This is a genomic window from Microbacterium sp. W4I4 (assembly GCF_030816235.1).
Lineage (GTDB): Bacteria > Actinomycetota > Actinomycetes > Actinomycetales > Microbacteriaceae > Microbacterium.
The window spans coordinates 1181885-1203390 of record NZ_JAUSXT010000001.1; the positions used below are offsets into that span (position 1 = coordinate 1181885).

The following is a 21506-nucleotide window of genomic DNA, read 5'->3' on the forward strand; positions in this document are numbered from 1 at the left end:
AAGCTAAAGCATCTTTTCTTTACTTCTTGCTTCGGACTTCGAAAGGAACGATCATGCGAGCCGACCTATATGTCAGTGACCGCTTCGGCTCCCTGGTCGCGAAGCCGGGCGGACCTTGGCCGCATCCGTTCTTCCTGCCTGCGCCTCTTCCGCGCGCGCTCACGCTGACCCCGGAGTCGCTGGCTGCCGTATCCCGGGCAGACCTGGCGCTCGGGCGACTGGCGGGCCTTGCGACCCTCATCGACGATCCTGAGTTGCTGCTCGGCCCTTCAATGGCCCAAGAGGCCCTGGCCAGCTCCCGCATCGAGGGGACACAGGCATCACTCAGCGATGTCCTCAGTGCGGAGACCTCCGAAGATCCGATCGTGGACGAGAACCTTCGAGAGGTGGCGAACTACCTCGACGCGATCGCCCAGGGGCGCGAGCTGATCAAGACCTGGCCCCTCACGCAGCGATTCTTCTGCGCACTCCATGCCACGCTGCTCACTGGCGTGCGAGGCGAGGAGAAGTTCCCCGGTGAGCTGAGAAAGTCGCCGGTGTGGATCGGCTCGCCCAACGCGCGTCCGGAGACCGCTCGATTCATCCCTCCGCATCACGACCGCCTCGGCGAGGTGCTCGCCGATTGGGAGCGGTTCGTGAACGAACCCTCGTCAATGCCTCCCGTGCTGCGCGCGGCGCTCATGCACTACCAGTTCGAGACCATTCACCCGTTCCTCGACGGGAACGGGCGCATCGGCCGACTTCTGATCGGCTTCGAACTGATGGCCGACGGCGTGATCCCCGCCCCGATCGTTCCGATCTCCGGCTATTTCGAGAAACACCGCGAGCAGTACTATGCCCGCCTCCAAGCAGTCCGCGAGCGCGGCGAGATCGAAGAATGGATCCAGTTCTTCTGCGAGGGGATCGAGCAGCAATCGAACCAGAGCGCGGACAGGATCCGTGCCCTGGTTCACCTTCGCGAACGATATCGCCGAGAGACGATCAACGATCGCACGGCTCTCAGCTCAGTCATCGACCTCATCTTCCGCAACCCCGTCGTCACCGCATCAGCTGTGATGCGCCTTGCCGACGTGAGCCGGCCCACGGCATCCGCCGCCCTACGAAAGGCGGAATCGCGCGGCTGGCTCCGCTCAGCCGGACGCTGGGGGCGCGGCGGACGCGAGCGGTGGATCGCCACCGAGATCTGGGCCGCCGTCACCGACGAGCCGGCCTTCGAGACCAGCAATCCGGAAGGGCACACACAATGACCGCCATCTCCGAATCGGTCTGGGAGCAGAACGCCCAGAACACCCTCTCCGAGCCGCTCGGGTGGAAGCCGCTGCGTGGCGACCAGATCGCACCCGGCTCCGGCGAGCGCGAGAGCTGGGACGAACTGCTCATCCGGCCGCGACTGCTCGAGGCGCTGCGACGGCTCAACCCCGGCGTTCCCGCCCAGTATCTGCAGCAGGCGCTCGTCGAGATCGCCTCGCCGACCTCACAGGACGCCATCACCGAGAACCAGCGCATCCACCGCTACCTGACCGGTGGCTACCCGCTCAGCTATATCGATGTCGACGGTGAGGAACAGAATCCCTCGCTGCGACTGCTCAGCACAGACCCGGCGCAGAACGATTGGCTGACCGTGACACAGGTCACCATCCGCCAGAACACCCCCGGCCATGGTGAAGTGCATCGCCGGTTCGACATCGTCCTCTACGTCAACGGCATGCCGCTCAGCATCCTGGAGCTGAAGAAGGCCAGCGTCGGCACCTCCGCCGCGCACGCCCAGCTGCAGACCTATCTGCGCGAATTGCCGATGGTGTTCCGCTTCTGCGTGTTCACGCTCGCCAGCAACGGGCTCGAGGCGAAGTACGGCACGCCGTTCACCCCTCTCAACCACTTCTCGCCCTGGAACGTCGACGACGACGGCCGGCCGCTGCAGCAACCGCGGATGGAGAACGGCGAATCCGTTCACCCCCTCGACGACGCACTGAACGGCCTTTACAACCAGGAGCGCTTCCTGCAGCTGGTGCGCAACTTCACCGCGTTCGACGAGGGGTCGGACGGGCTCATCAAGCGCATCGCGAAGCCCCACCAGTACTTCGCCGTGAACAAGGCCATCGGCAAGACCGTGCAGGCCGTCGAGACCAACGGCAAAGCGGGCGTCGTCTGGCACACCCAGGGCTCGGGCAAGTCGATGGAGATGGAGCTCTACGCCAACCTCACCTCACGTCATCCGCGCCTGAAGAACCCCACCATCGTCGTCATCACCGACCGCAACGAGCTCGACGGGCAGCTCTTCCAGACCTTCGACCAGTCGCTGCTGCTGGCCGAGAAGCCCGTGCAGATCGGCAGCCGCAGCCAGCTGCGCGATGAACTGCAGGCCCGCAACACCGGCGGCATCTACTTCACCACCCTGCAGAAGTTCGGAATCAGCAAGGCCGAGAAGGATGCCGGCCTCCAGCATCCGCTTCTCAGCGAACGCCGCAACATCATCGTTGTCGTCGACGAGGCGCACCGCAGCCACTACGACGACCTCGACGGATACGCGCACCACCTGCGCCGCGCACTCCCCCACGCGACGCTCATCGCCTTCACGGGCACGCCGATCTCCTTCGCCGAACGCAACACGCAGGAGGTGTTCGGCCCGTACATCGACGTCTACGACCTGAGCCGTGCCGTCGACGACGGAGCCACCGTGCCGGTGTACTTCGAACCGCGCCTCATCAAAGTGCAGTTCGCCGACGACGCCTCCCCCGAAGACATCGACGAAGCAGCCGACGAGTACACGCTCGGACTCGACGAAGCCGAGCGCGCACGACTGGAGGCGTCCGTCGCGGTCGTCAACGCCGTATACGGCACCCCCGAGCGCATCGATGCACTCGCCGACGACCTGCTCGCCCACTGGGAGAAGCGCCGCGAGGCCATGAAGCCGTTCATCGAGGGCCCGGGCAAGGCGCTCATCGTCGGCGGCACCCGGGAGATCTGCGCGAAGCTCTACGCCGCCATCATCGAACGGCGCCCCGACTGGCATTCCGACGCGCTGGACGCCGGCCGCATCAAGGTCGTCTACTCCGGAACCGCGAGCGACCAGCCGCCGGTCAGCGATCACGTGCGGCGCGATTCTGAGAACACCGTCATCAAGGAGCGGTTGAAGGATGCCGAGGACGAGCTGGAGCTCGTGATCGTCAAGGACATGATGCTCACCGGCTTCGATGCCCCTCCGCTGCACACCCTGTACCTCGACAGGCCTCTCAAGGGAGCGCTGCTCATGCAGACCCTCGCCAGGGTCAACCGCACGTTCCGAGGCAAGAAGGACGGCCTGCTCGTCGCCTATGCGCCCCTCGCCGACAACCTCGCGCGGGCTCTGCAGGAATACACCGTCACCGACCAGGAGAAGAAGCCCGTCGGGCGCAGCGTGGAAGAGGCGGAGGAGCTGGCGCTCGCCTACCTCGAGCAGATCCGCCCCCTGCTGAGCGGATGCGATTGGCGAGGCAAGCTGGCCGCCGGCGGGCCGAAGGCCCTGCTGAACGCCGCGACGATGGCCACGAACTTCATCCGCGAGGCAAGCCGCAATCAGGCGAAGGCCGGCGACGAGGCCGAACTGCCCGCCGCGCGATTCCGTCGCCTCAGCAGTCAACTCGCGCGGGTCTGGGCGCTGGCATCCGGTGGCAGCACCCTCGGCGAGCTGCGCGACGAGATCGCCTTCTACGGCGAGGTGCGCGTGTGGATGGCCCGCTTCGACGCCCAGGATCGTCAGGCACGGGACGAGCCGATCCCCGATGAGATCCAACGGCTCCTCGGCCTTCTCATCGCGGAGTCGACCTCGACCGGAGAGGTCATCGACATCTACCAAGCCGCCGGGATGCCACGGCTGTCGCTCGACAACCTCAGCACCGACTTCGTCGATCAGGTGCAGAACGCCCACAATCCGCAGCTCGCCATCGAAGCGCTGCGGGCGGCGCTCATCGACGAGAGCCTGACCGTCTCGCACGGCAACCTCGTGCGCCAGCGCGCGTTCAGTGAGCGGATCGCCGAGATCATGTTCCGTTACACGAACCAGCAGCTCACCTCGGCCGAAGTGATCGCCGAGCTGGTGGAGCTGGCCAAGGACGTCGCCGCTGAGGCATCACGCGGAGAGACCTTCTCCCCGCCGCTCTCGAACGACGAACTCGCCTTCTACGACGCGGTCGCGACCAACGAATCCGCGGTCGAGGTGCAGGGCGACGACGTGCTCGCTCAGATCGCCCGCGAGCTGGTGTCGATCATGCGGCGCGACGTCCGCACCGACTGGACCGTGCGAGACGACGTGCGCGCCAAGCTGCGCTCATCGATCAAACGACTGCTGGTCAAGTACAAGTACCCGCCCGACCGGCAACCCGGCGCCATCGGCCTCGTGATGGAGCAGATGGAGGCGATGGCACCGCGCTACGCGTCCGATCGGGGCTGAGCGGGCCCTTCGACAGGCTCAGGGACCCATCGCGGCGGTCAGCATCCGTCGTTCTCAGCCGCCGATCTTCTCCCCGGCGGGAGACAGCACCCACCAGATGCCTCCGACGCCCTGGCCGGTCACGTCGCCCGCGGCGGCATCACCGGCGAAGGTGTACAGCGGCCAGCCGTCGAGGGTGACCTGGTGCTTGCCGTCCGGCGTGTCGATGGTGGCGAGCTCACCGGTCACGCCGTCGGCCTTCGGCTCGGCCGATTCGGACAGGATCGGCGGCCACTTGGCCAGGCAGGGGCCCGTGCAGGCGCTGGTCGCGGCACCCTGGGTGTCCTTGTCGTACATGTACGCGGTCATCCCGTTGCCGTCGACGACCACCGACCCGAGCGAGGTGTCGGCGACCTTCAGGCCGCCGTCGGATGCCGCAGGCTGCGACGCCTCCGAGGACGGCGCACCGTAGCCGTCACCGGCGCCATCGGATGCCGGAGTGGTCGAGCCGCCGGAACCGCAGCCGGTGAGGATCAGGCCGAGGATGAGCGCCCCCGCCGCGAGTGTTCTGCGCATGATCGTGTCCCTTCGTCTGCGCTCCGTCGTGAAGCGCTGACTGTGAAACGAGATGCAGGGACGCCGGGTTCACCGCGAAGCAGACTCAATTGAGCTCGGTACGCAGCAGCACGTCACCGCCCGCGGTGCGGATCTCGACCGCGCGGATGTCGTGCAGCGCGAGGGCCGTGCCGGCCGACAGCCGTGCAGTCCGGCCGGGCTCGACGCGCCACGTCGACAGGTCCGCCTCGGTGCCGTCCGCCCCGATCACCGCCAGCACGTACGTCCAGCCCTCATCCGGAGCATCCGCCCCGTACGCGCATGTCATGTCGAGCCGCGTGCCCCACGCCACCGAGGTGAGATCCACCGTGGCATCCACCGGCACGGCGACGACCTGATCCAGCGCGACCGACACCGCCGGCCGCGGCGTGAGCGCGACGACGCCGACCGGCACCGCGATCGCGAGCGCCGCCGCGATGCCGACGGCCGTCCAGACGCGCCGGCGACGGCTGCGTCGGCGGGCCCGGGCGATGTCGAGCAGCTTCGCGGCCGCCGGATCCGGCTCCGCGGTTATCGCCGCCGCATCATCCCCGTGCAGACGCGACAGCAGGCTCACGGCCGGGCTGAGCTCGGCCACCGCCTCACGACAGGCGGCGCAGTCGGCGAGGTGCGCCTCGAACTCTGCCCGTTCAGCGGGCGACAGCGCACCGAGCACGTACGCGCCGTCCCATGTCATCAACCGCTCATGCTCATCGTTCATCGCGTCACCCCTCTCTCCTGCAGGGCGAGCCGCAGGGCTCGCAGTCCATAGTGCATCCGCGACTTCACGGTGCCACTGGGGATGCCGAGCTCCTCGGCGATCTCGTCCACGCTCCGACCGCCGTAGTACGCCGCGACGACGACGGCCCGGTGATCCGGGCTGACCGCGGCCAGGGCATCCGAGATCAGCATCGCGTCGAACAGCCGGTCGGTCTCGCCGTCGACCACCCGATCGGGCGGCTCGGCCACGGGCAGCTCGTGGCGACGACGCGCGCTGCGCGCCTCGTCGATCACGATGTGCCTGGCCACCGTGAAGAACCAGGCGCGGGTCGTGGAGGCGTCCTGCTCCAGAATCCGCGGCGTGCGCCAGGCCCGCAGCAGCGTCTCCTGGACGACATCGTCGGCCGTCCCGTGGTTGCCGGTCAGGCTCACCACGTAGCGGCGGATGGGCGCGGCGTGCACGTCGTAGAGCGCAGCGAGTCGCTCATCATCGTCGTCGGTCACGTCAGCCTCCCCACTGGAGACACGATGTGCGGGCTTCTCAGGTTCAGATGAACTCAGAAGCGGGTCGGATCGTTCTCTCAGTATGAACCTGATCCCCGCCGCCGGTCCGCTCGAGTTCTCCGGTCTCCTCGAGATCGCCGGTCTGCCCCTGCATCCCCTGCTCGTCCACGCCACCGTGGTGCTGACGCCGCTCACCGCGATCGCCCTCGCCGTCGCGGCGCTCTGGCCGTCAGCGCGCCGACGGCTGGGGCTCGCCCTGCCGATCGCGGCCCTCGTCGTCGCGGTGCTCGCCCCGCTCACGGTCATCGCGGGAGAATCCTTGGCCGACACGGTCGGGCGCGTACCGGACATCGCCCGTCATGAGGCCCTGGGGCTGATGCTGCTGCCCTGGGCGATCGCGCTGCTGCCGGCATCCGTGCTGGTGTGGTGGGTCGGCCGGCCGACGGAGTCGCCTCGCCCGCGCTGGGCGAAGATCGTGATCGCCGCGGTGGCCGTGGTGGTCGCCGTCGTCACCCTCGTGCTCGTGGTGCTCGTCGGGGACGCCGGCGCACGAGCCGTCTGGGGCGGCATCGGCTGACGACGGATGCCGCGTTCAGCGGCGGCGCAGGATCCGCACTATCCAGATCGCGATGTCGGCGACGGCGTCGATCACGAGCAGGATGCCGATGCCGCGGCCCAGCCCCGACCTGCTGCGGCTGAGGGCCACACCGGCTGCCAGCTCGGCCGTGCTGAGCGACATGCCCAGCACGGGGCGCTTGCGCAGCAGACGCGCGAGGCGCGCGACGGGGCGATCGCGGCGGGTCAGCGGCGTCATCTCGACGAGACCGCCGAGCACGATGCCTCCGACCGTGGGACCCCAGCCGCGGGCGACGACGCGACGGCCCGCATCCTGTTCGTCCAGTCCAGCGCGGATCAGCGACGCGGGCACGCCGAACGCGCCGACGAAGGCGCGCAGCCGAGCATCCGCACCGACGACCCCACCGAGCGTCTCGGAGAGGCAGGCGCCCATTGCGGCATCGACGTCGACAGCGTCACCCATCGCCAGAGATGCCAGCTCCTCGCGGGTGCCGTCCGCTTCCGTCAGCATCCGCCGATACAGCTCCGCGCTCTCCGGCATCCCGATCGTGTCGATGTCGAGCACCGGCCGGGTGTGCTGCTCGGCATTCGGCCAGAACATCGCCGAGCGACCGTGGGGCGAGGTGACCTCCACCCAGGCATCGCCGTGCTGGGGAATGTTGACCTCGATGATCGGACCGTCCGCACGCCCACCCGAGATCGCGCCGTGCACGCGGTCGGTGCGGTAGCGGTACACCGACCAGGTGCCGTCCTCGAGGTAGTCGACGTCGGTGTCCAGCAGTTGCGCCGTCAGCCGTGCCGCCCACACCGCGCGGCGGGAGAACTCCGCGACGCGCACCGGCTCGGCCTCGAACAGCTCGAGATCGTCGGCATCCGACGGCATCCCGAACCCGTTCAGGTCATCGGGCTCATCGGTCGGCTCATCGAGCTGCTCGAACGCCTCGCCGAACTCCTCCTCCAGCGCCGCGTCGACATCGTCCAACCCGTCATCCGCGTACCCGAGGTGCAGGGTCAGCCCCTCGTCCGCGAACAGCGCGACGAGTGCGGACTCGCTCAGATCGAATCGCAGCCGCCCCTCGGCATCCAGCGCCACGACGTCGCCGCCCTCGGTCACCGGGATGAGCGCGATCACGGCGTCGCCGTCGAACTCCCGGACGGCCGCGAGCACGCGCTCCCCCGCCAGGATCCGCTCGACCGCGGACGTCGGGTCCGAACCGTCGCCGGACTCGACCGACGTGTAGGTGACCTGGAATGCGATCTGCTCTGCTGACACGCTTCGAGGCTACCCGGCGGGCGGTGCGAGCATTCCCTGCATGAACGCGGGATCGCCGAACATCGGCACGGAGAGACAGATCGACACGAGCAGCATCGTCGCCAGGAAGCCGACCAGCGGCACCCACCACGACGAGCGGTTGCGGCGGATCCTGTGTACCGAGAGCCACGCGGTCGCCGCGTAGCCGGCCATCATCACCACCAGGGCCACCGCACCCCAGGTCTTCGCTGCGGCGAAGTTCGAGAACGAACCCTCCAGCCCGAGCATCTTCAAGGTCTGGTCGAACGTCGCCGACAGATCCAGGAAGCCCGGGATCGACGTGAGCACATTGACGAGCCCGATGCCGAGCAGCATGACGGTGATCATGCGGCCCGCGCGGCGTCCGGCCGGCGGGGCGACGTCGGGCTGCGGCGGCACGGGCGCGGATGCCACGGCATCCGATCCCAGCGGCGGCAGACCCGCTTGAGCGCGCTGCTCCTCGGGAGTCGCGTATTCGCCGTACTGGGGTCGATCGAGGCTCATGGCGTCCACGCTACCCGCCGAGCCTTGGGCGCCGCCGTGAAGGCGCAAGGGCCCGCTCGTCAGCGCGCGTGACCGCCCAGTGCGCGCTCGTCGCGCTTGCCGGCGGCATCCTGACGCAGCTCCTTGGGGAGCGAGAACATCAGGTCCTCCTCGGCGGTGCGCACCTCTTCGACGTCGCCGTAGCCGGCCTCGCCGAGCGCCTCGAGCACCTCCTGGACGAGCACCTCGGGCACGGACGCCCCGCTGGTGACGCCCACGGTGTTCACGCCGTCCAGCCAGGACTGCTGCACCTCTTCGGCGTAGTCAACGCGGTACGCGGCCTTGGCGCCGTACTCCAGCGCCACCTCGACCAGGCGCACGCTGTTCGACGAGTTCGCCGATCCGACCACGATCACCAGATCCGCATCCTTCGCGACCTTCTTGATCGCGACCTGGCGGTTCTGGGTGGCGTAGCAGATGTCATCCGACGGCGGGTTGTGCAGCTCGGGGAACCGCTCGCGGAGCCGATTGACGGTCTCCATCGTCTCGTCGACCGAGAGCGTGGTCTGCGACAGCCAGACGACCTTCGACGGGTCCTTCACCTGCACGGTGTCGGCCTCATCGGGCGAGTTGACGATGGTGACGCGCTCGGGCGCGTGCCCGGCGGTGCCCTCGACCTCTTCGTGGCCCTCGTGACCGATCAGCAGGATCTCGAAGTCGTCGCGTGCGAAGCGCACGGCCTCGCGGTGAACCTTGGTGACCAGCGGGCAGGTCGCGTCGATCGCGTGCAGCTGTCGGTCGGATGCTTCCTGCACGACCGCCGGCGAGACGCCGTGCGCGCTGAAGACGATGTGCGCGCCCTCGGGAACCTCTTCGACCTGGTCGACGAAGATCGCACCCTTCTGCTCGAGCTCGGTGACGACGTGGATGTTGTGCACGATCTGCTTGCGCACGTACACCGGGGAGCCGTAGCGATCGAGAGCCTTCTCGACGGCGACGACGGCGCGGTCGACGCCCGCGCAATACCCTCGCGGTGCGGCCAGCAGCACCCGCTTCGCACCGTCGACGGGACGGTTCTCCAGGGGGGTCCGCTCGACAGCGCGACGCCGGCTGGGAACCTGCGGGACAGGAAGCGAGATATTCAGGGCGGCCACGCCTCGAGTCTACCGAGACTGCCTGACGAAGGGCCTGGGAGCCGGTGCCGTCGCATCCGCCGACTCCGGGCGTCGCACGCGCCGCGTCGGCGGCATCCAGGACAATGGAGGGATGACCGTGTTCGAAGCCGCAGCGATCCCCGGCGAACCGCCGCCCGCCGACTCGGTGGCGCCGCGCGACTCGACGCCGGATGCCCCGACCTCGGTCGCCCGCCTGAACGGCACGATCCGCGACTTCATCGCCCGGTGGAACACCGTGTGGGTGGAAGGCGAGATCACCTCGTGGAACATGCGCGGCGGCAACGTGTTCGCACGATTGAAGGATGTGCGCAGCGACGCGCAGATCTCCATCCGCGTGTGGTCCAGCGTTCGCTCGCGCATCCCGGACGACCTCGCGATCGGCGACCACGTCGTCGCCGCGGTCAAGGCCGACTACTTCGTCAAGGGCGGCGACTTCAGCTTCATCGTCTCGTCGATGAAGCACGTGGGCCTCGGCGACCAGCTCGAGAAGCTCGAGAAGCTGCGCGCCCAGCTGCGTCAGGAGGGCCTGTTCGACGCGAACCGCAAGAAGCAGCTCCCGTTCCTGCCGCACGTGATCGGGCTGATCACGGGTGAGAAGTCGGATGCCGAGAAGGACGTGCTGCGCAACGCCGAGCTGCGTTGGCCGCAGGTGCGCTTCCGCACCGAGCACGTCACCGTGCAGGGCGAACGCTCCGTGCCCGAGATCCTGGTCGCCCTGCAGCGACTGGATGCCGAGCCAGAGGTCGATGTGATCATCATCGCCCGCGGAGGCGGTGACCCGCAGACCCTGGTCGGCTTCAGCGACGAGCGCCTCGTGCGCGCCGTGGCCGCGGCATCCACCCCCGTCGTCAGCGCGATCGGGCACGAGAACGACCACCCGCTGCTCGACGACGTCGCGGACCTGCGCGCCTCCACCCCGACGGATGCCGCCAAGCGCGTCGTCCCGGATGTCGGCGAGCAGCGCGCGCTGATCGCCCAGCTGCGCGCCCGCGCCACGGGCCGCCTCACACAGCGCATCTCGCACGACATCCTGCAGCTCGAGCAGCTGCGCTCACGCCCGGTGCTGCGCTCGCCCGACCCCATCATCGACGACCGCGCGCAGGAGGTCTGGCTGCTGGCATCCCGCGGCCGCGACACCCTCACCCGCCGCCTCGACACCGCCCAGCGCGCCACCGCCGAGCTGCGGGCCTCACTGCGCGCGCTCTCCCCCGCCGCGACGCTCGCGCGCGGGTACGCGATCGTGCACCTCGACGACGGACGCCTGCTGTCCGATGCCGCCGACGCCCCCGCCGGCACGGCGCTGACCGTCACCGTCGACCGAGGATCCGTGCGCGCCCGCTCGGAGGGCGAGATCGAAGAACGCACCGGCGGCTGACACCGCCGAACGGGGCGCCTGCGACACGCCGGTAGGATGGGGGTGTGACTGCGTCCAACGATTCCCCCGTCGAATCGCTGTCGTTCGAGGCCGCCCGCGACGAACTCGTGCGCGTGGTCGCCGAACTCGAACAGGGTTCCCCCACGCTGGAGCACTCCCTCGCACTGTGGGAGCGCGGCGAAGCCCTCGCCGCCCGCTGCGAGGAATGGCTGCTGGGCGCGAAGCGCCGCCTCGACGCGGCCCGGGACGCGGCATCCGCAGAGGACCAGGCATGAGCAGGCAGAACCGCATCGTCGCCGAGCTCGGCCGCCCCGAGACCCCGCAGGAGACCGCCGACCGCAAGGCCGAGTCGAGCCGGATCTACCGATCGAGCCAGAGCTTCCGCAACCTCATCGCCGCGCTGATCGCCACCGTGGCCGTCGTCGCGATCATCGTCTTCGCCGTCCCACGCGGCGAACCGACCCCGCGCCCCGCGATCGACATGGCGAAGATCGCCTCCGACGTCGAGTCGACCATGGACCGCCCGGTGGTCGTCCCCGAAGTGGGCGACGACTGGCGCGTCAACGCCGCGGAGCTCGACGGCGGCGCGGTGACGGTCTGGAACGTGACGCTCGCGCCCTCCGGTGAGCGCGAGCGCGGATTCATCAACCTCGCCCAGGCCTTCGACGCCGACGTCACCTGGGCTCCGAAGGAGACCGGTGGCATGGCGCCCACCGGCACCGAGACCATCGACGGCCTCAGCTGGGACGTCTATGACCTCGCCGACCGGGGCACCGCCAACGTCACCTACGCGCTCGGCACCCAGGCCGGGCCCGATTATGTGCTGCTCTACGGGTCGCGCTCCGCGGACTCCACGAAGGAACTCGCTGAATCCCTGACCGCACAGCTGAGCGACCTGAAGGAGGCCGAATGACCGCGACACTCACTCCCGCCGAGGCATGGCAGGAGATGATCGAGGGCAACCGCCGCTTCATCGCGGGGACCCCGGCGCACCCTCACCAGGACACCGCGCGTCGCGCCGAACTGGCCAACGGTCAGCATCCGATCGCCACCTTCCTGGGCTGCTCCGACTCGCGTGTCGCCGCGGAGACGCTGTTCGACGTGGGCCTGGGCGACCTGTTCACCATTCGCAACGCCGGGCACATGGTCACCGAGTCCGCCGTGGCGAGCATCGAGTACGCCGTCGGCCTGCTGGACGTGCCGCTGCTGATCGTCCTGGCTCACGACTCCTGCGGCGCCGTCGCCGCCGCCGTGCAGGGAACCGCCATCGACGCGGCTCCGCTGCCCCCGAACATCTGGAAGCTCATCGCGCCGATCGTGCCCTCCGCACGCCGCGTGCTGCAGGAATCCGGCGGCACCTCCGTCGCCGACATCGACCCCGAGCAGGTCGGCATCGAGCACCTGCGCGGCACGATCGCCGGGTTGCTGCAGTCGTCCGAGATGATCAGCGACGCCGTCGCCGAGGGCCGGCTCGCCATCGTCGGCGCCAAGTACCGCCTGACCGACGGCAGCGCCGTCCCGATCGCCCAGGTCGGCCTCGCCGACACCGACATCCCCTCTCTCGCAAAGGAGCAGAAGTGACCGACACACACCAGCACAGCGGCCGCAACGAGCAGGAGTTCCGCATCGAGCACGACACCATGGGTGAAGTGCGTGTGCCCGTGAACGCGCTGTACGGCGCGCAGACGCAGCGCGCCGTGGAGAACTTCCCGATCTCGGGAAGCGGCCTCGAATCCGCGCAGATCGCCGCGCTCGCCCGCATCAAGAAGGCCGCGGCGCTCGCGAACAAGGAGCTCGGCACCCTCGACGGCGCCATCGCCGACGCGATCGCACAGGCCGCCGATGAGGTCGTCACCGGCAAGCACGACGCCGAGTTCCCGATCGATGTGTACCAGACCGGCTCCGGCACCTCGTCGAACATGAACATGAACGAGGTGCTGGCGACCCTGGCATCCGCGATCCTCGGCTCCGCCGTGCACCCGAACGACCACGTCAACGCGTCGCAGTCGTCGAACGACGTGTTCCCCACCTCGGTGCACGTCGCCGTCACCCAGGCGCTGATCGACAGCCTCATCCCCTCGCTCGACCACCTCGCCGTCGCCTTCGAGGCCAAGGCCGAGGAGTGGAAGACCGTCGTCAAGTCGGGCCGCACCCACCTGATGGATGCCACGCCCGTCACCCTCGGCCAGGAGTTCGGCGGTTACGCGCGCCAGATGCGCCTCGGCATCGAGCGCGTGCAGGCAGCCCTCCCCCGCGTCGCCGAGGTCCCGCTCGGCGGCACTGCGGTCGGCACCGGCATCAACACCCCCCTCGGCTTCCCTCAGAAGGTCATCGCGCTGCTCGCCGCCGAGACCGAGCTGCCGATCACCGAGGCCAAGGACCACTTCGAGGCTCAGGCCAACCGTGACGGCCTGGTCGAGGCATCCGGCGCCCTGCGCACCATCGCCGTCTCGCTGACGAAGATCAACAACGACCTGCGCTGGATGGGATCGGGACCGAACACGGGACTCGCCGAGATCCACCTGCCCGACCTGCAGCCTGGGTCGTCGATCATGCCCGGCAAGGTCAACCCGGTCATCCCGGAGGCCGTGCTGATGGTCTGCGCGCGCGTGATCGGCAATGACGCCACGATCGCCTGGGGCGGAGCATCCGGTGCCTTCGAGCTGAACGTCGCGATCCCGGTGATGGGCACCGCCCTGCTCGAGTCCGTGCGTCTTCTGGCGAACGCGTCGCGCGTGCTGGCCGACAAGACCGTCGACGGCCTGGTCGCCAACGTCGAGCGCTCCGCGGCGCTGGCGGGCATGAGCCCGTCGACCGTCACCCCGCTGAACAAGCTCATCGGCTACGAGGCCGCGGCGAAGATCGCCAAGCACGCCGTCGCCAAGGGCATCACCGTGCGCGACGCCGTCATCGATCTCGGCTACGTCGAGCGGGGCGAGATCACCGAGGCCCAGCTGGACGAGAAGCTCGACCTGCTGAGCATGACCCACCCCGGCTGACCCTTCGGTCCCGGCGTCCGCGGGGCGCACCCGCGCGGCATCCGCTTTACACTTCGGGGGCCGACACGCCAGATGACGAACGTTTCCAGCGAAACGGTCCGACATCTGGCGTGTCGGCCCCCGGTTTGTATTTGTCCACATCGGGTCGGCGGGGTGGATTGTCCACAATTCCCGGGAAACAGGCTCTGCGGCACCGTGCGGACGTCGGATGCTTGCGGGATGCTCGATCCACAGATTCTCATCACACGGCTCGGCGGCATCGCCCGAGGCACGTCTTTGCAGGAGTTCGGCATCAGCCGCGTGGCCCTCAGCAAGGCGGCACGCTCCGGGGATATCCAGCGGCTGCGCCCGGGGGTCTTCGCGACCGACGCCGCGAATCCTGCGGAACTCGATGCCGCCCGGCACGGCGGTCCGCTCACCTGCTCCGCAGCGCTCCGGCGTCGCGACGTGTGGGTGCTGGCACCGGAGGGTCCACCACATGTCTGGATCGGGCGCCGTGGTCGCGCGCACCCGCATCCGGGATGCACGTGCGTCAGCCACTACTTCCGCGGAGCCACCACCTTCGGCGTGGTGGATGTGGTCACAGCCCTCCTCCACCTGCATCACTGCGAAGGCGATGAATCGTTCTTCGCCTCTCTGGAGTCTGCGCTGAAACTGCGGCTGATCTCGGATGCTTCGCGTCGCCGCATTCGTGATGCGCTGCCTGCGCACGCGCGCTGGCTCGTGGATCTTGCCCGTGACGACGCGGACAGCGGACTGGAATCACTGCTCCGACTGCGAATGCACCAGCTCGGAATCCGGCTGGGCTGCCAGGTTGAGATCGCCGGCGTCGGGAGAGTGGACTTCGTCGTCGATGGGTGGCTGATCATCGAGGCCGACGGCAAGCAGAACCATGACGGCACAATGATGAGGCACAAGGACCTGGTGCGGGATGCTGCAGCTTCCGCTCTCGGCTACGAGACCCTGCACTTCGACTACGCCCAGATCATCCATGACTGGCCGACCGTGCAGGCATCAATCCTCGCCGCACTGGCACGGCTGCCGCAGCGCGCGTAGGCGGCAAACACTTCGCAGCCGGCATCCGTCCGCATACAGAACGGGGGCCGACACGCCAGATGACGAACGTTTCCAGCGAAACGGTCCGACATCTGGCGTGTCGGCCCCCGAAGTGTAAACAGGAGAGCGGATGCCGGGGCACCCGCCTCAGCTGAGCTCGCCGCCCTCCAGCAGCTCGGTGACGAGCGCGGCGATGGCGGAGCGCTCCGAGCGGGTGAGGGTCACGTGGCCGAACAGGTCGTGGCCCTTCAGCGTCTCGATCACGCTGGCGATGCCGTCGTGGCGGCCCACCCGCAGGTTGTCGCGCTGCCCGACATCGTGGGTGAGCACGACCCGGGAGTTCTGACCCATCCGGCTCAGCACCGTCAGCAGCACGTTGCGTTCCAGCGACTGCGCCTCGTCGACGATCACGAAGGCGTCGTGCAGCGAGCGTCCGCGGATGTGCGTGAGCGGCAGCACCTCCAGCATCCCGCGCTCCACGACCTCCTCCAGCACGTTCCCGGAGACGACTGAGCCGAGCGTGTCGAACACCGCCTGACCCCACGGCCCCATCTTCTCGCCCTGATCGCCGGGCAGGTAGCCGAGCTCCTGCCCGCCGACGGCGAACAGGGGCCGGAACACGATGATCTTCTTCTGCTGCTGCCGCTCCAGCACGGCCTCGAGCCCGGCGCACAGCGCGAGCGCCGACTTTCCGGTGCCGGCGCGTCCGCCGAGCGACACGATGCCCACTTCCGGGTCGAGCAGCAGGTCGATGGCGATGCGCTGCTCGGCAGACCGGCCGTGCAGGCCGAACACCTCGCGGTCGCCGCGCACCAGCCGGTACTCGCCGTCTCCGGTGACCCGGGCCAGAGCCGAGCCGCGCTCGGAGTGCACCACGAGCCCCGTGTTCACCGGGATGCCGATCACCTGCTCGCTGACGCCCACCTCGCTCTCGTAGAGATCGCTCATGTCGTCGCCGGACAGGTCCAGGGATGCGATGCCGGTCCACCCGGAGTCCACCGCCTGCTCGGCCAGGTACTCCTCGGCCGCGAGCCCGAGAGATGCGGCCTTGACCCGCATGGGCAGGTCCTTCGAGACGATCGTCACCTCCTGACCGTCCTGCGCGAGCTGCGCGGCGGTGGCCAGGATGCGGCTGTCGTTGTCGCTGAGTCGGATGCCGGCGGGAAGGATCGACAGGTCGGCGCTGCCGAGCTCGACGCGCAGCGTGCCGCCTTCGCCGACCTCGACGGGGAAGTCGAGGCGGCCGTGCTCGATGCGCAGCTCGTCGAGGTGCCGCAGAGCACGGCGCGCGAAGTAGCCCAGCTCGGGGTCGTGGCGTTTGGCCTCCAGCTCCGAGATGACGACGACCGGCAGGACGATCGAGTGCTCCGCGAAGCGGAAGAGGGCCTGCGGGTCGCTGAGCAGCACGGATGTGTCGAGCACATATGTGCGAAGAGCCGTGTCATCATGCGACACGGCTCCGGCTGCCTTGCGGGTGGACTGCTGCTGCGCTGAACGTGTGGTCACGATCCACTCCTACCCGGGATGGATCCCGGCTATGCAGCGAGTCGACCAGGGCCACGAGTCGCGATCCGAAGGTCGACCCGACCGGGCGCGGTGCCCGATGCCTGTACGGTACGACGGCAGTGCCGCGGCACCCCCGCAAGACACGCGGGCGCGTCGGCTTAAGCGCGCGTGAACGTCGGGTGACCGAACGCGGTGAGCGCGTCGTCCAGCATCCGCAGCGTCTCCGCACCCGTGCCCGCATGCGCGGCCACCCGCACCGCGCCGGCGCGAACGGTCGCCGAGATCCCGCCATCGCCCAGCGCACGTCCGAGACCCTCCGGATCGTCCGGGACGAGCGAGACGATCCCGGCTCGCCGCCGGGGGTCCGTCGGCGTGGCGACGCGGATGCCGTGGCGCTCCGCGACTGCGAGGATCTCGTCGACGTTCGCGGTCACCCGCTGCGCGACGGCGGGGACGCCTGCGGCCCGCAGCTGATCCAGCGCGGCCGAGAGCCGCACTCCGGCGAGGTGGTCGGGGACGCTCGTGGTGTAGGCCCGCGCACTGACGGCAGGAGACGGCACGGCACCGGTGAACGGCCCGTCGGAGTCGATGCCGGTGATGCCGCTGAGCACCGGACGGATCCGCTCCCGCGCCAGGCTCGAGAATCTCGCGAACGCGGTGCCCCGCCCGGCGCGCAGCCACTTGTACCCGTGCCCGGCGATGACGTCGGCCGCACGCCAGTCCTCGTCGACGATGCCGAAGGACTGCACGGCGTCGACGATCAGCAGCCGCTCGGGGCCGATCAGCTCCCGCAGCGCGGGAAGGTCGGCGCGGTACCCGGTGCGGTAGTCGACGTGACTGACCGCGACGGCCGTGACGTCGTCGTCGAGCGCCTGCGCCACGGCATCCGTCGTCACCCATCCGTGGTCGGGTTCGATCCAGCGTGGTGCGAGAGCACCGTGCGATGCGTCCGCCGCACGCCGCAGGGTCAGGCTGATGCTGGGGAACTCCCCCGCGGCGGCGATCACCGTGCCGGAGAGACCGTACAGGGCATGCTGGAGGGCATCGGTCGAGCTCGGACGCAGCACCACGTCGGCGCGTTCGGCGCCCAGAAGCTCGGCCAGACCCGCGGTGGCCCGACCGACCCGCGCGTTGACGCTCTGGTGCTCGCGCATGCTGAAACCGCTCAGCACCTCCACGGCATCCTGCACCGCGCCGCGCACGGCGGGAGACAGCGGCCCGAACGCCGCCCAGTTCAGATAGCCGGTCTCCCCCGCGAACGATGCGAGGTACTCGTCCAGTGCGCTCATCCGAGAACTCCCTTCATCACCGCCCGAAGCGGCGGTCGCGGTCGACGTAGTCGCGGATCGCTCTCAGGAAGTCGACCTCGCGCAGGTCGGGGCCGAGCGCCTCGACGAAGTAGAACTCGCTGTGCGCGCTCTGCCACAGCAGGAAGTCGCTGAGCCGCTGCTCGCCGCTCGTGCGGATCACCAGGTCGGGGTCGGGCTGACCGCCGGTGTACAGGTGCTCGCCGATCATCTCGGGCGTCAGCCTGGCGGCGAGATCCTCGAGGGTTCCCCCTGAGGCGTTGTGCTGGCCGATGATGCTGCGCACCGCGTCGACGATCTCGTTGCGTCCGCCGTAGCCGACCGCCAGATTCACGTGCAGGCCGGTGTGATCGCGGGTGCGCTCCTGGGCGTCCTGAAGCACCCGCGACAGCTCCGGCGGGAGGATGTCGGACCGGCCGACGTGCTGCACCCGCCACGTCCCGTGCTCGGCGAGCGTGTCGGCGAGCTCCGCGATGATCTCGATGAGATCGCCGAGCTCCTTCGAATCGCGCTTCTGCAGATTGTCGGCGGAGAGCAGGTAGAGCGAGACGACACCCACGCCGAGCTCATCGCACCAGCCGAGGAACTCACGCATCTTGGCGGCACCCGCGCGGTGTCCGTCGGCGGCGGATTCGTAGCCGAGCTGCCGCGCCCAGCGCCGGTTGCCGTCGATCATCATCGCGACGTGGTGCGGAACCGACGCGGAATCGATCCGACGACGAAGACGGTTCCCATAGAGCCGGTAGAGGGGCCCCCGCCCCGTGCTCTCTCGTGCGCTCACGTGCCTACGCTACCCTCACCGACCGGAGGCGCCGCTGAGCGCACGGTGTATGTACTGCCGATGGAATGCCCCGAAGCCTAGAGTGAGCGGGTGAGCACCGCACCCGATGTCCCCGAGCTGCCCCTGATGGACGCCGCAGCAGCGGATGCCGTCGAGATCAAACCGACCTGGCGCGGCTGGATCCACGCGGGCACGTTCCCCGTCGCCGTCGTCGCCGGGATCGTGCTCATCGTCGTCGCGCAGGGCGCCCCCGCGAAATGGGCGGCGGCCGTCTTCATGACCACGTCGCTGCTGCTGTTCGGCAACTCCGCGGTGTACCACCGGTTCGACTGGGGCCCCAAGGTCAAGGGTGTGCTCAAGCGCATCGACCATGCCAACATCCTGCTGCTGATCGCCGGCACGTACACGCCGCTGGCCGTCCTCGCGCTCGACCCGCAGAAGGGCATGCTGCTGCTCGTCCTGGTGTGGTCCGGGGCGCTGCTGGGCATCCTCTTCCGCGTCTTCTGGATCAACGCCCCCCGCTGGCTGTACGTCGCGCTGTATCTCGTGCTGGGATGGGCCGCCGTGATGTACATGGCCGACCTTCTGCGTGCGAACGTCGCGATGATGGTGCTGGTGTGCGTCGGCGGCATCCTCTACACGGTCGGAGCCGTCATCTACGCGATGAAGAAGCCGAACCCGTGGCCGGGCCGCTTCGGATTCCACGAGATCTTCCATGTCTGCACGGTGCTGGCGTTCCTCTGCCACTGGACCGCGTGCCTGCTCATCTCGCTGGCCCCGTACTCCCCCTCGCTCGGGTTCGCCGGCTGACGCTCGGCCCGCCCGGCGGACATCCCGCGATCTCGGGGCGCCGCCGCGTGGCATCCTGAGATCAGACGATCAGGAGGATCCCCATGGCCGATGTAGAGAGCTTCACCCTCGACCACACCGCCGTCACGGCGCCGTACGTGCGTCTGATCGGCGTCGAGCGCGGCCCCAGGGGCGACGCGATCTCGAACTTCGACGTGCGCTTCGTGCAGCCGAACGAGGGCGAGATCCCGACCGCGGGACTGCACACGATCGAGCACACCCTGGCCAGCGTGCTGCGCGACCACATCGACGGCGTCATCGACATCTCCCCGTTCGGATGCCGTACCGGCTTCCACCTGATCATGTGGGGCGAACCCGCGATCGCCGATGTCGTCGGCGCCGTCCGCAAGGGGCTGGAGTTCATCGCGGGTCCCGCCGAGTGGAGCGACGTCCCAGGCGTCTCCGCCGTGGAGTGCGGCAACTATCGCGACCACAGCCTGCACAGCGCCAAGGAATGGTCCAAGCGGATCCTGGAGCAGGGCATCAGCCTCGACGCCTTCCAGCGCGTCGGCGTCTGAGAAGGCTGAACGCGGGTCAGCTGCGCGGGGAGTCGTCCGAATCGTCGGAGGCGGCTTCGGCGGCGGCCTGCTCGGCATCCAGCTCGTCGCGGATCTCCTCGCGGTAGCGGACGCGGCGGATGCGGCGGTTCATGTCCCAGACGAGCAGGATGACGACGGCGACCAGGACCACCATGAGACCGAAGCCGACGAAGCCCGGGGTCACCGAGTCCGGGTCGACCGTCATGGTCGGGGTCGGCATCGGGGTCGTGTCGCCGAACAGGATCATGAGTCCGCCTTTCCTCCCGCGGTCGCATAACCTGGGAGTACCAGCCTATCCGCCGACACTGACCCGGGAGACCCGTGACCACCCCACGCGAACTCGACGAGCGCTACGGTCGCACCGCCCGTCGCCCGCTGCCCTGGATCATCGCCGGCATCATCGCCGTGGCGATCGTCGTCGCCTTCGGCTGGATGACCGTGGCCCGGGGCATGAACTCGGTGGATGCCGCGGACATGGGCTTCACCGTGACCGATTCGCACAGCGTCGACGTGCGCTTCCAGTACACCGCGCCGCGCGGATCGGACGTCGTGTGCATCGTGCAGGCGCTGGATGAGGAGTTCGGGATCGTGGGCTGGAAGGTGCTCGAGCTGCCGGCCAGCGAGCAGCACACGAACGCCCTGGACGTGCGCATTCCGACCGTCGCCACCGCCACCACGGGTTTGGTGAAGAACTGCTGGGTCGCTTAGACTCATCCGCAAGACGACCGACGCCCCGGCCCATGCCGGGGCGTCTTGGCATATCCCCCGGGGCAGTGGAAGCTGATCCCGGCATCCCCAGCCCCTGAAGGGGCCCGCATCGAAGGAGCACGCTGTGTCCACAGACGCTCAGGTACCTTTCCTCACGCAGGAGGCCTACGACCGCCTCGTCGACGAGCTCGAGCGCCTCTCGACCGTCGGCCGTGACGAGATCGCGGCACGCATCGAGGCTGCACGCGAAGAGGGAGACCTCAAGGAGAACGGCGGCTACCATGCCGCCAAGGACGAGCAGGGCAAGCAGGAGGTGCGCATCCGCACCCTCGAGCAGCTGCTGAAGACCGCCAAGGTCGGCGAGGCTCCCACCAGCCGCGGCATCGTCGAGCCCGGCACCGTGGTGACGGCGATCGTCGCCGGCGACGAGGAGGTCTTCCTGCTGGGCAGCCGTGAGATCGCCGCCGCCGGCAACCTCGACGTGTACAGCGAGGCGAGCCCGCTCGGACAGGCCATCATGGGCCTGAAGGTGGGCGAGAAGGCCAGCTACGAGGCGCCCAACGGCCGCGCGATCCCGGTCGAGGTCACCGGTGTGGAGACCTACACCGGCTGAGCCACAGAGACCAGAACCCGCC

At 68.9% G+C, this 21506-nt stretch carries 23 protein-coding genes; 13 read left to right on the forward strand and 10 right to left on the reverse strand.

Annotated features, from left to right (window positions below; all coding sequences use genetic code 11):
• The first annotated feature begins 53 nt into the window (after positions 1-53).
• Together QF046_RS05715 and QF046_RS05720 are read left to right on the forward strand one after the other, a co-directional pair.
• Positions 54-1247 (forward strand): Fic family protein, encoded by a 1194-nt coding sequence (locus QF046_RS05715; protein WP_307367138.1) that lies wholly within the window; start codon positions 54-56, stop codon positions 1245-1247.
• Positions 1244-4429 (forward strand): type I restriction endonuclease subunit R, encoded by a 3186-nt coding sequence (locus QF046_RS05720; RefSeq protein WP_307367140.1) that lies wholly within the window; start codon positions 1244-1246, stop codon positions 4427-4429. Before QF046_RS05715 ends, QF046_RS05720 begins: the two co-directional genes overlap by 4 nt.
• 54 nt (positions 4430-4483) lie before the next feature.
• Here QF046_RS05720 and QF046_RS05725 read toward each other — a convergent pair whose 3' ends face one another.
• The 3 genes from QF046_RS05725 to QF046_RS05735 all read right to left on the reverse strand — a co-directional run bounded on the left by QF046_RS05725 (position 4484) and on the right by QF046_RS05735 (position 6226).
• Positions 4484-4984, reverse strand: a complete 501-nt coding sequence (locus QF046_RS05725) for a hypothetical protein (protein WP_307367142.1) — start codon at positions 4982-4984, stop codon at positions 4484-4486.
• Positions 4985-5069: 85 nt separating this feature from the next.
• Positions 5070-5723, reverse strand: coding sequence for a zf-HC2 domain-containing protein (locus QF046_RS05730; RefSeq protein ID WP_307367144.1), 654 nt, complete (start codon positions 5721-5723; stop codon positions 5070-5072).
• Complete coding sequence (locus QF046_RS05735) at positions 5720-6226, reverse strand: sigma-70 family RNA polymerase sigma factor (RefSeq protein WP_307367146.1); 507 nt, start codon at positions 6224-6226, stop codon at positions 5720-5722. The genes QF046_RS05730 and QF046_RS05735 overlap by 4 nt, the downstream gene beginning before the upstream one ends.
• 82 nt (positions 6227-6308) lie before the next feature.
• Here QF046_RS05735 and QF046_RS05740 point away from each other — a divergent pair, with 82 nt between their 5' ends.
• Positions 6309-6803, forward strand: a complete 495-nt coding sequence (locus tag QF046_RS05740; RefSeq protein ID WP_307367149.1) for a DUF2231 domain-containing protein — start codon at positions 6309-6311, stop codon at positions 6801-6803.
• 15 nt (positions 6804-6818) lie between these two features.
• On the opposite strand, the gene QF046_RS05745 is transcribed toward QF046_RS05740, so the two are convergent.
• From QF046_RS05745 to QF046_RS05755, 3 genes are read right to left on the reverse strand one after another with little or no spacing between them, the layout of a single operon-like run.
• Positions 6819-8075 (reverse strand): hypothetical protein, encoded by a 1257-nt coding sequence (locus QF046_RS05745; RefSeq protein ID WP_307367151.1) that lies wholly within the window; start codon positions 8073-8075, stop codon positions 6819-6821.
• A gap of 9 nt (positions 8076-8084) precedes the next feature.
• On the reverse strand, positions 8085-8597 hold the full coding sequence (locus QF046_RS05750) for a DUF6264 family protein (protein ID WP_307367153.1): 513 nt from the start codon (positions 8595-8597) through the stop codon (positions 8085-8087).
• 59 nt (positions 8598-8656) lie between these two features.
• Positions 8657-9658, reverse strand: coding sequence for a 4-hydroxy-3-methylbut-2-enyl diphosphate reductase (locus tag QF046_RS05755; RefSeq protein ID WP_307372732.1), 1002 nt, complete (start codon positions 9656-9658; stop codon positions 8657-8659).
• Positions 9659-9842: 184 nt separating this feature from the next.
• Here QF046_RS05755 and xseA point away from each other — a divergent pair, with 184 nt between their 5' ends.
• From xseA to QF046_RS05785, 6 genes are all read left to right on the forward strand, one after another.
• Positions 9843-11126, forward strand: a complete 1284-nt coding sequence (gene xseA, locus QF046_RS05760; RefSeq protein ID WP_307367155.1) for an exodeoxyribonuclease VII large subunit — start codon at positions 9843-9845, stop codon at positions 11124-11126.
• A gap of 44 nt (positions 11127-11170) precedes the next feature.
• Complete coding sequence (locus QF046_RS05765) at positions 11171-11401, forward strand: exodeoxyribonuclease VII small subunit (RefSeq protein ID WP_307367157.1); 231 nt, start codon at positions 11171-11173, stop codon at positions 11399-11401.
• A complete protein-coding gene (locus QF046_RS05770; protein WP_307367159.1) occupies positions 11398-12039 on the forward strand; it encodes a DUF4245 family protein in 642 nt (213 codons plus the stop codon). The genes QF046_RS05765 and QF046_RS05770 overlap by 4 nt, the downstream gene beginning before the upstream one ends.
• Positions 12036-12707: a carbonic anhydrase gene (locus QF046_RS05775; RefSeq protein WP_307367160.1), complete on the forward strand. Its 672-nt coding sequence runs from the start codon at positions 12036-12038 to the stop codon at positions 12705-12707. Before QF046_RS05770 ends, QF046_RS05775 begins: the two co-directional genes overlap by 4 nt.
• On the forward strand, positions 12704-14125 hold the full coding sequence (locus QF046_RS05780) for an aspartate ammonia-lyase (RefSeq protein WP_307367162.1): 1422 nt from the start codon (positions 12704-12706) through the stop codon (positions 14123-14125). Before QF046_RS05775 ends, QF046_RS05780 begins: the two co-directional genes overlap by 4 nt.
• Before the next feature lie 219 nt (positions 14126-14344).
• On the forward strand, positions 14345-15181 hold the full coding sequence (locus tag QF046_RS05785; RefSeq protein WP_307367163.1) for a DUF559 domain-containing protein: 837 nt from the start codon (positions 14345-14347) through the stop codon (positions 15179-15181).
• A 147-nt stretch (positions 15182-15328) separates the two neighbouring features.
• Here the strand turns inward: QF046_RS05785 and QF046_RS05790 are convergent, their stop codons facing one another.
• The 3 genes from QF046_RS05790 to QF046_RS05800 form a co-directional block, all read right to left on the reverse strand.
• Entirely contained in the window at positions 15329-16687 is a 1359-nt protein-coding gene (locus tag QF046_RS05790) for a PhoH family protein (RefSeq protein ID WP_307367164.1), read from the reverse strand.
• 158 nt (positions 16688-16845) lie between these two features.
• Positions 16846-17976, reverse strand: a complete 1131-nt coding sequence (locus QF046_RS05795; RefSeq protein ID WP_307367166.1) for an aminotransferase class V-fold PLP-dependent enzyme — start codon at positions 17974-17976, stop codon at positions 16846-16848.
• A gap of 16 nt (positions 17977-17992) precedes the next feature.
• Positions 17993-18775, reverse strand: coding sequence for an isoprenyl transferase (locus QF046_RS05800; protein WP_307367168.1), 783 nt, complete (start codon positions 18773-18775; stop codon positions 17993-17995).
• Between the two features lie 126 nt (positions 18776-18901).
• Between QF046_RS05800 and QF046_RS05805 the strand changes: the two genes are divergently transcribed.
• Both QF046_RS05805 and QF046_RS05810 read left to right on the forward strand, forming a co-directional pair.
• Positions 18902-19585, forward strand: coding sequence for a hemolysin III family protein (locus tag QF046_RS05805; protein WP_307372734.1), 684 nt, complete (start codon positions 18902-18904; stop codon positions 19583-19585).
• A gap of 83 nt (positions 19586-19668) precedes the next feature.
• Positions 19669-20142: an S-ribosylhomocysteine lyase gene (locus QF046_RS05810; RefSeq protein WP_307367170.1), complete on the forward strand. Its 474-nt coding sequence runs from the start codon at positions 19669-19671 to the stop codon at positions 20140-20142.
• A gap of 16 nt (positions 20143-20158) precedes the next feature.
• Here QF046_RS05810 and QF046_RS05815 read toward each other — a convergent pair whose 3' ends face one another.
• A complete protein-coding gene (locus tag QF046_RS05815) occupies positions 20159-20410 on the reverse strand; it encodes a hypothetical protein (protein WP_307367172.1) in 252 nt (83 codons plus the stop codon).
• Positions 20411-20484: 74 nt separating this feature from the next.
• Here QF046_RS05815 and QF046_RS05820 point away from each other — a divergent pair, with 74 nt between their 5' ends.
• Positions 20485-20871: a DUF4307 domain-containing protein gene (locus QF046_RS05820; protein WP_307367174.1), complete on the forward strand. Its 387-nt coding sequence runs from the start codon at positions 20485-20487 to the stop codon at positions 20869-20871.
• 124 nt (positions 20872-20995) lie between these two features.
• Entirely contained in the window at positions 20996-21484 is a 489-nt protein-coding gene (gene greA, locus QF046_RS05825) for a transcription elongation factor GreA (protein WP_307367175.1), read from the forward strand.
• Positions 21485-21506: the final 22 nt, after the last annotated feature.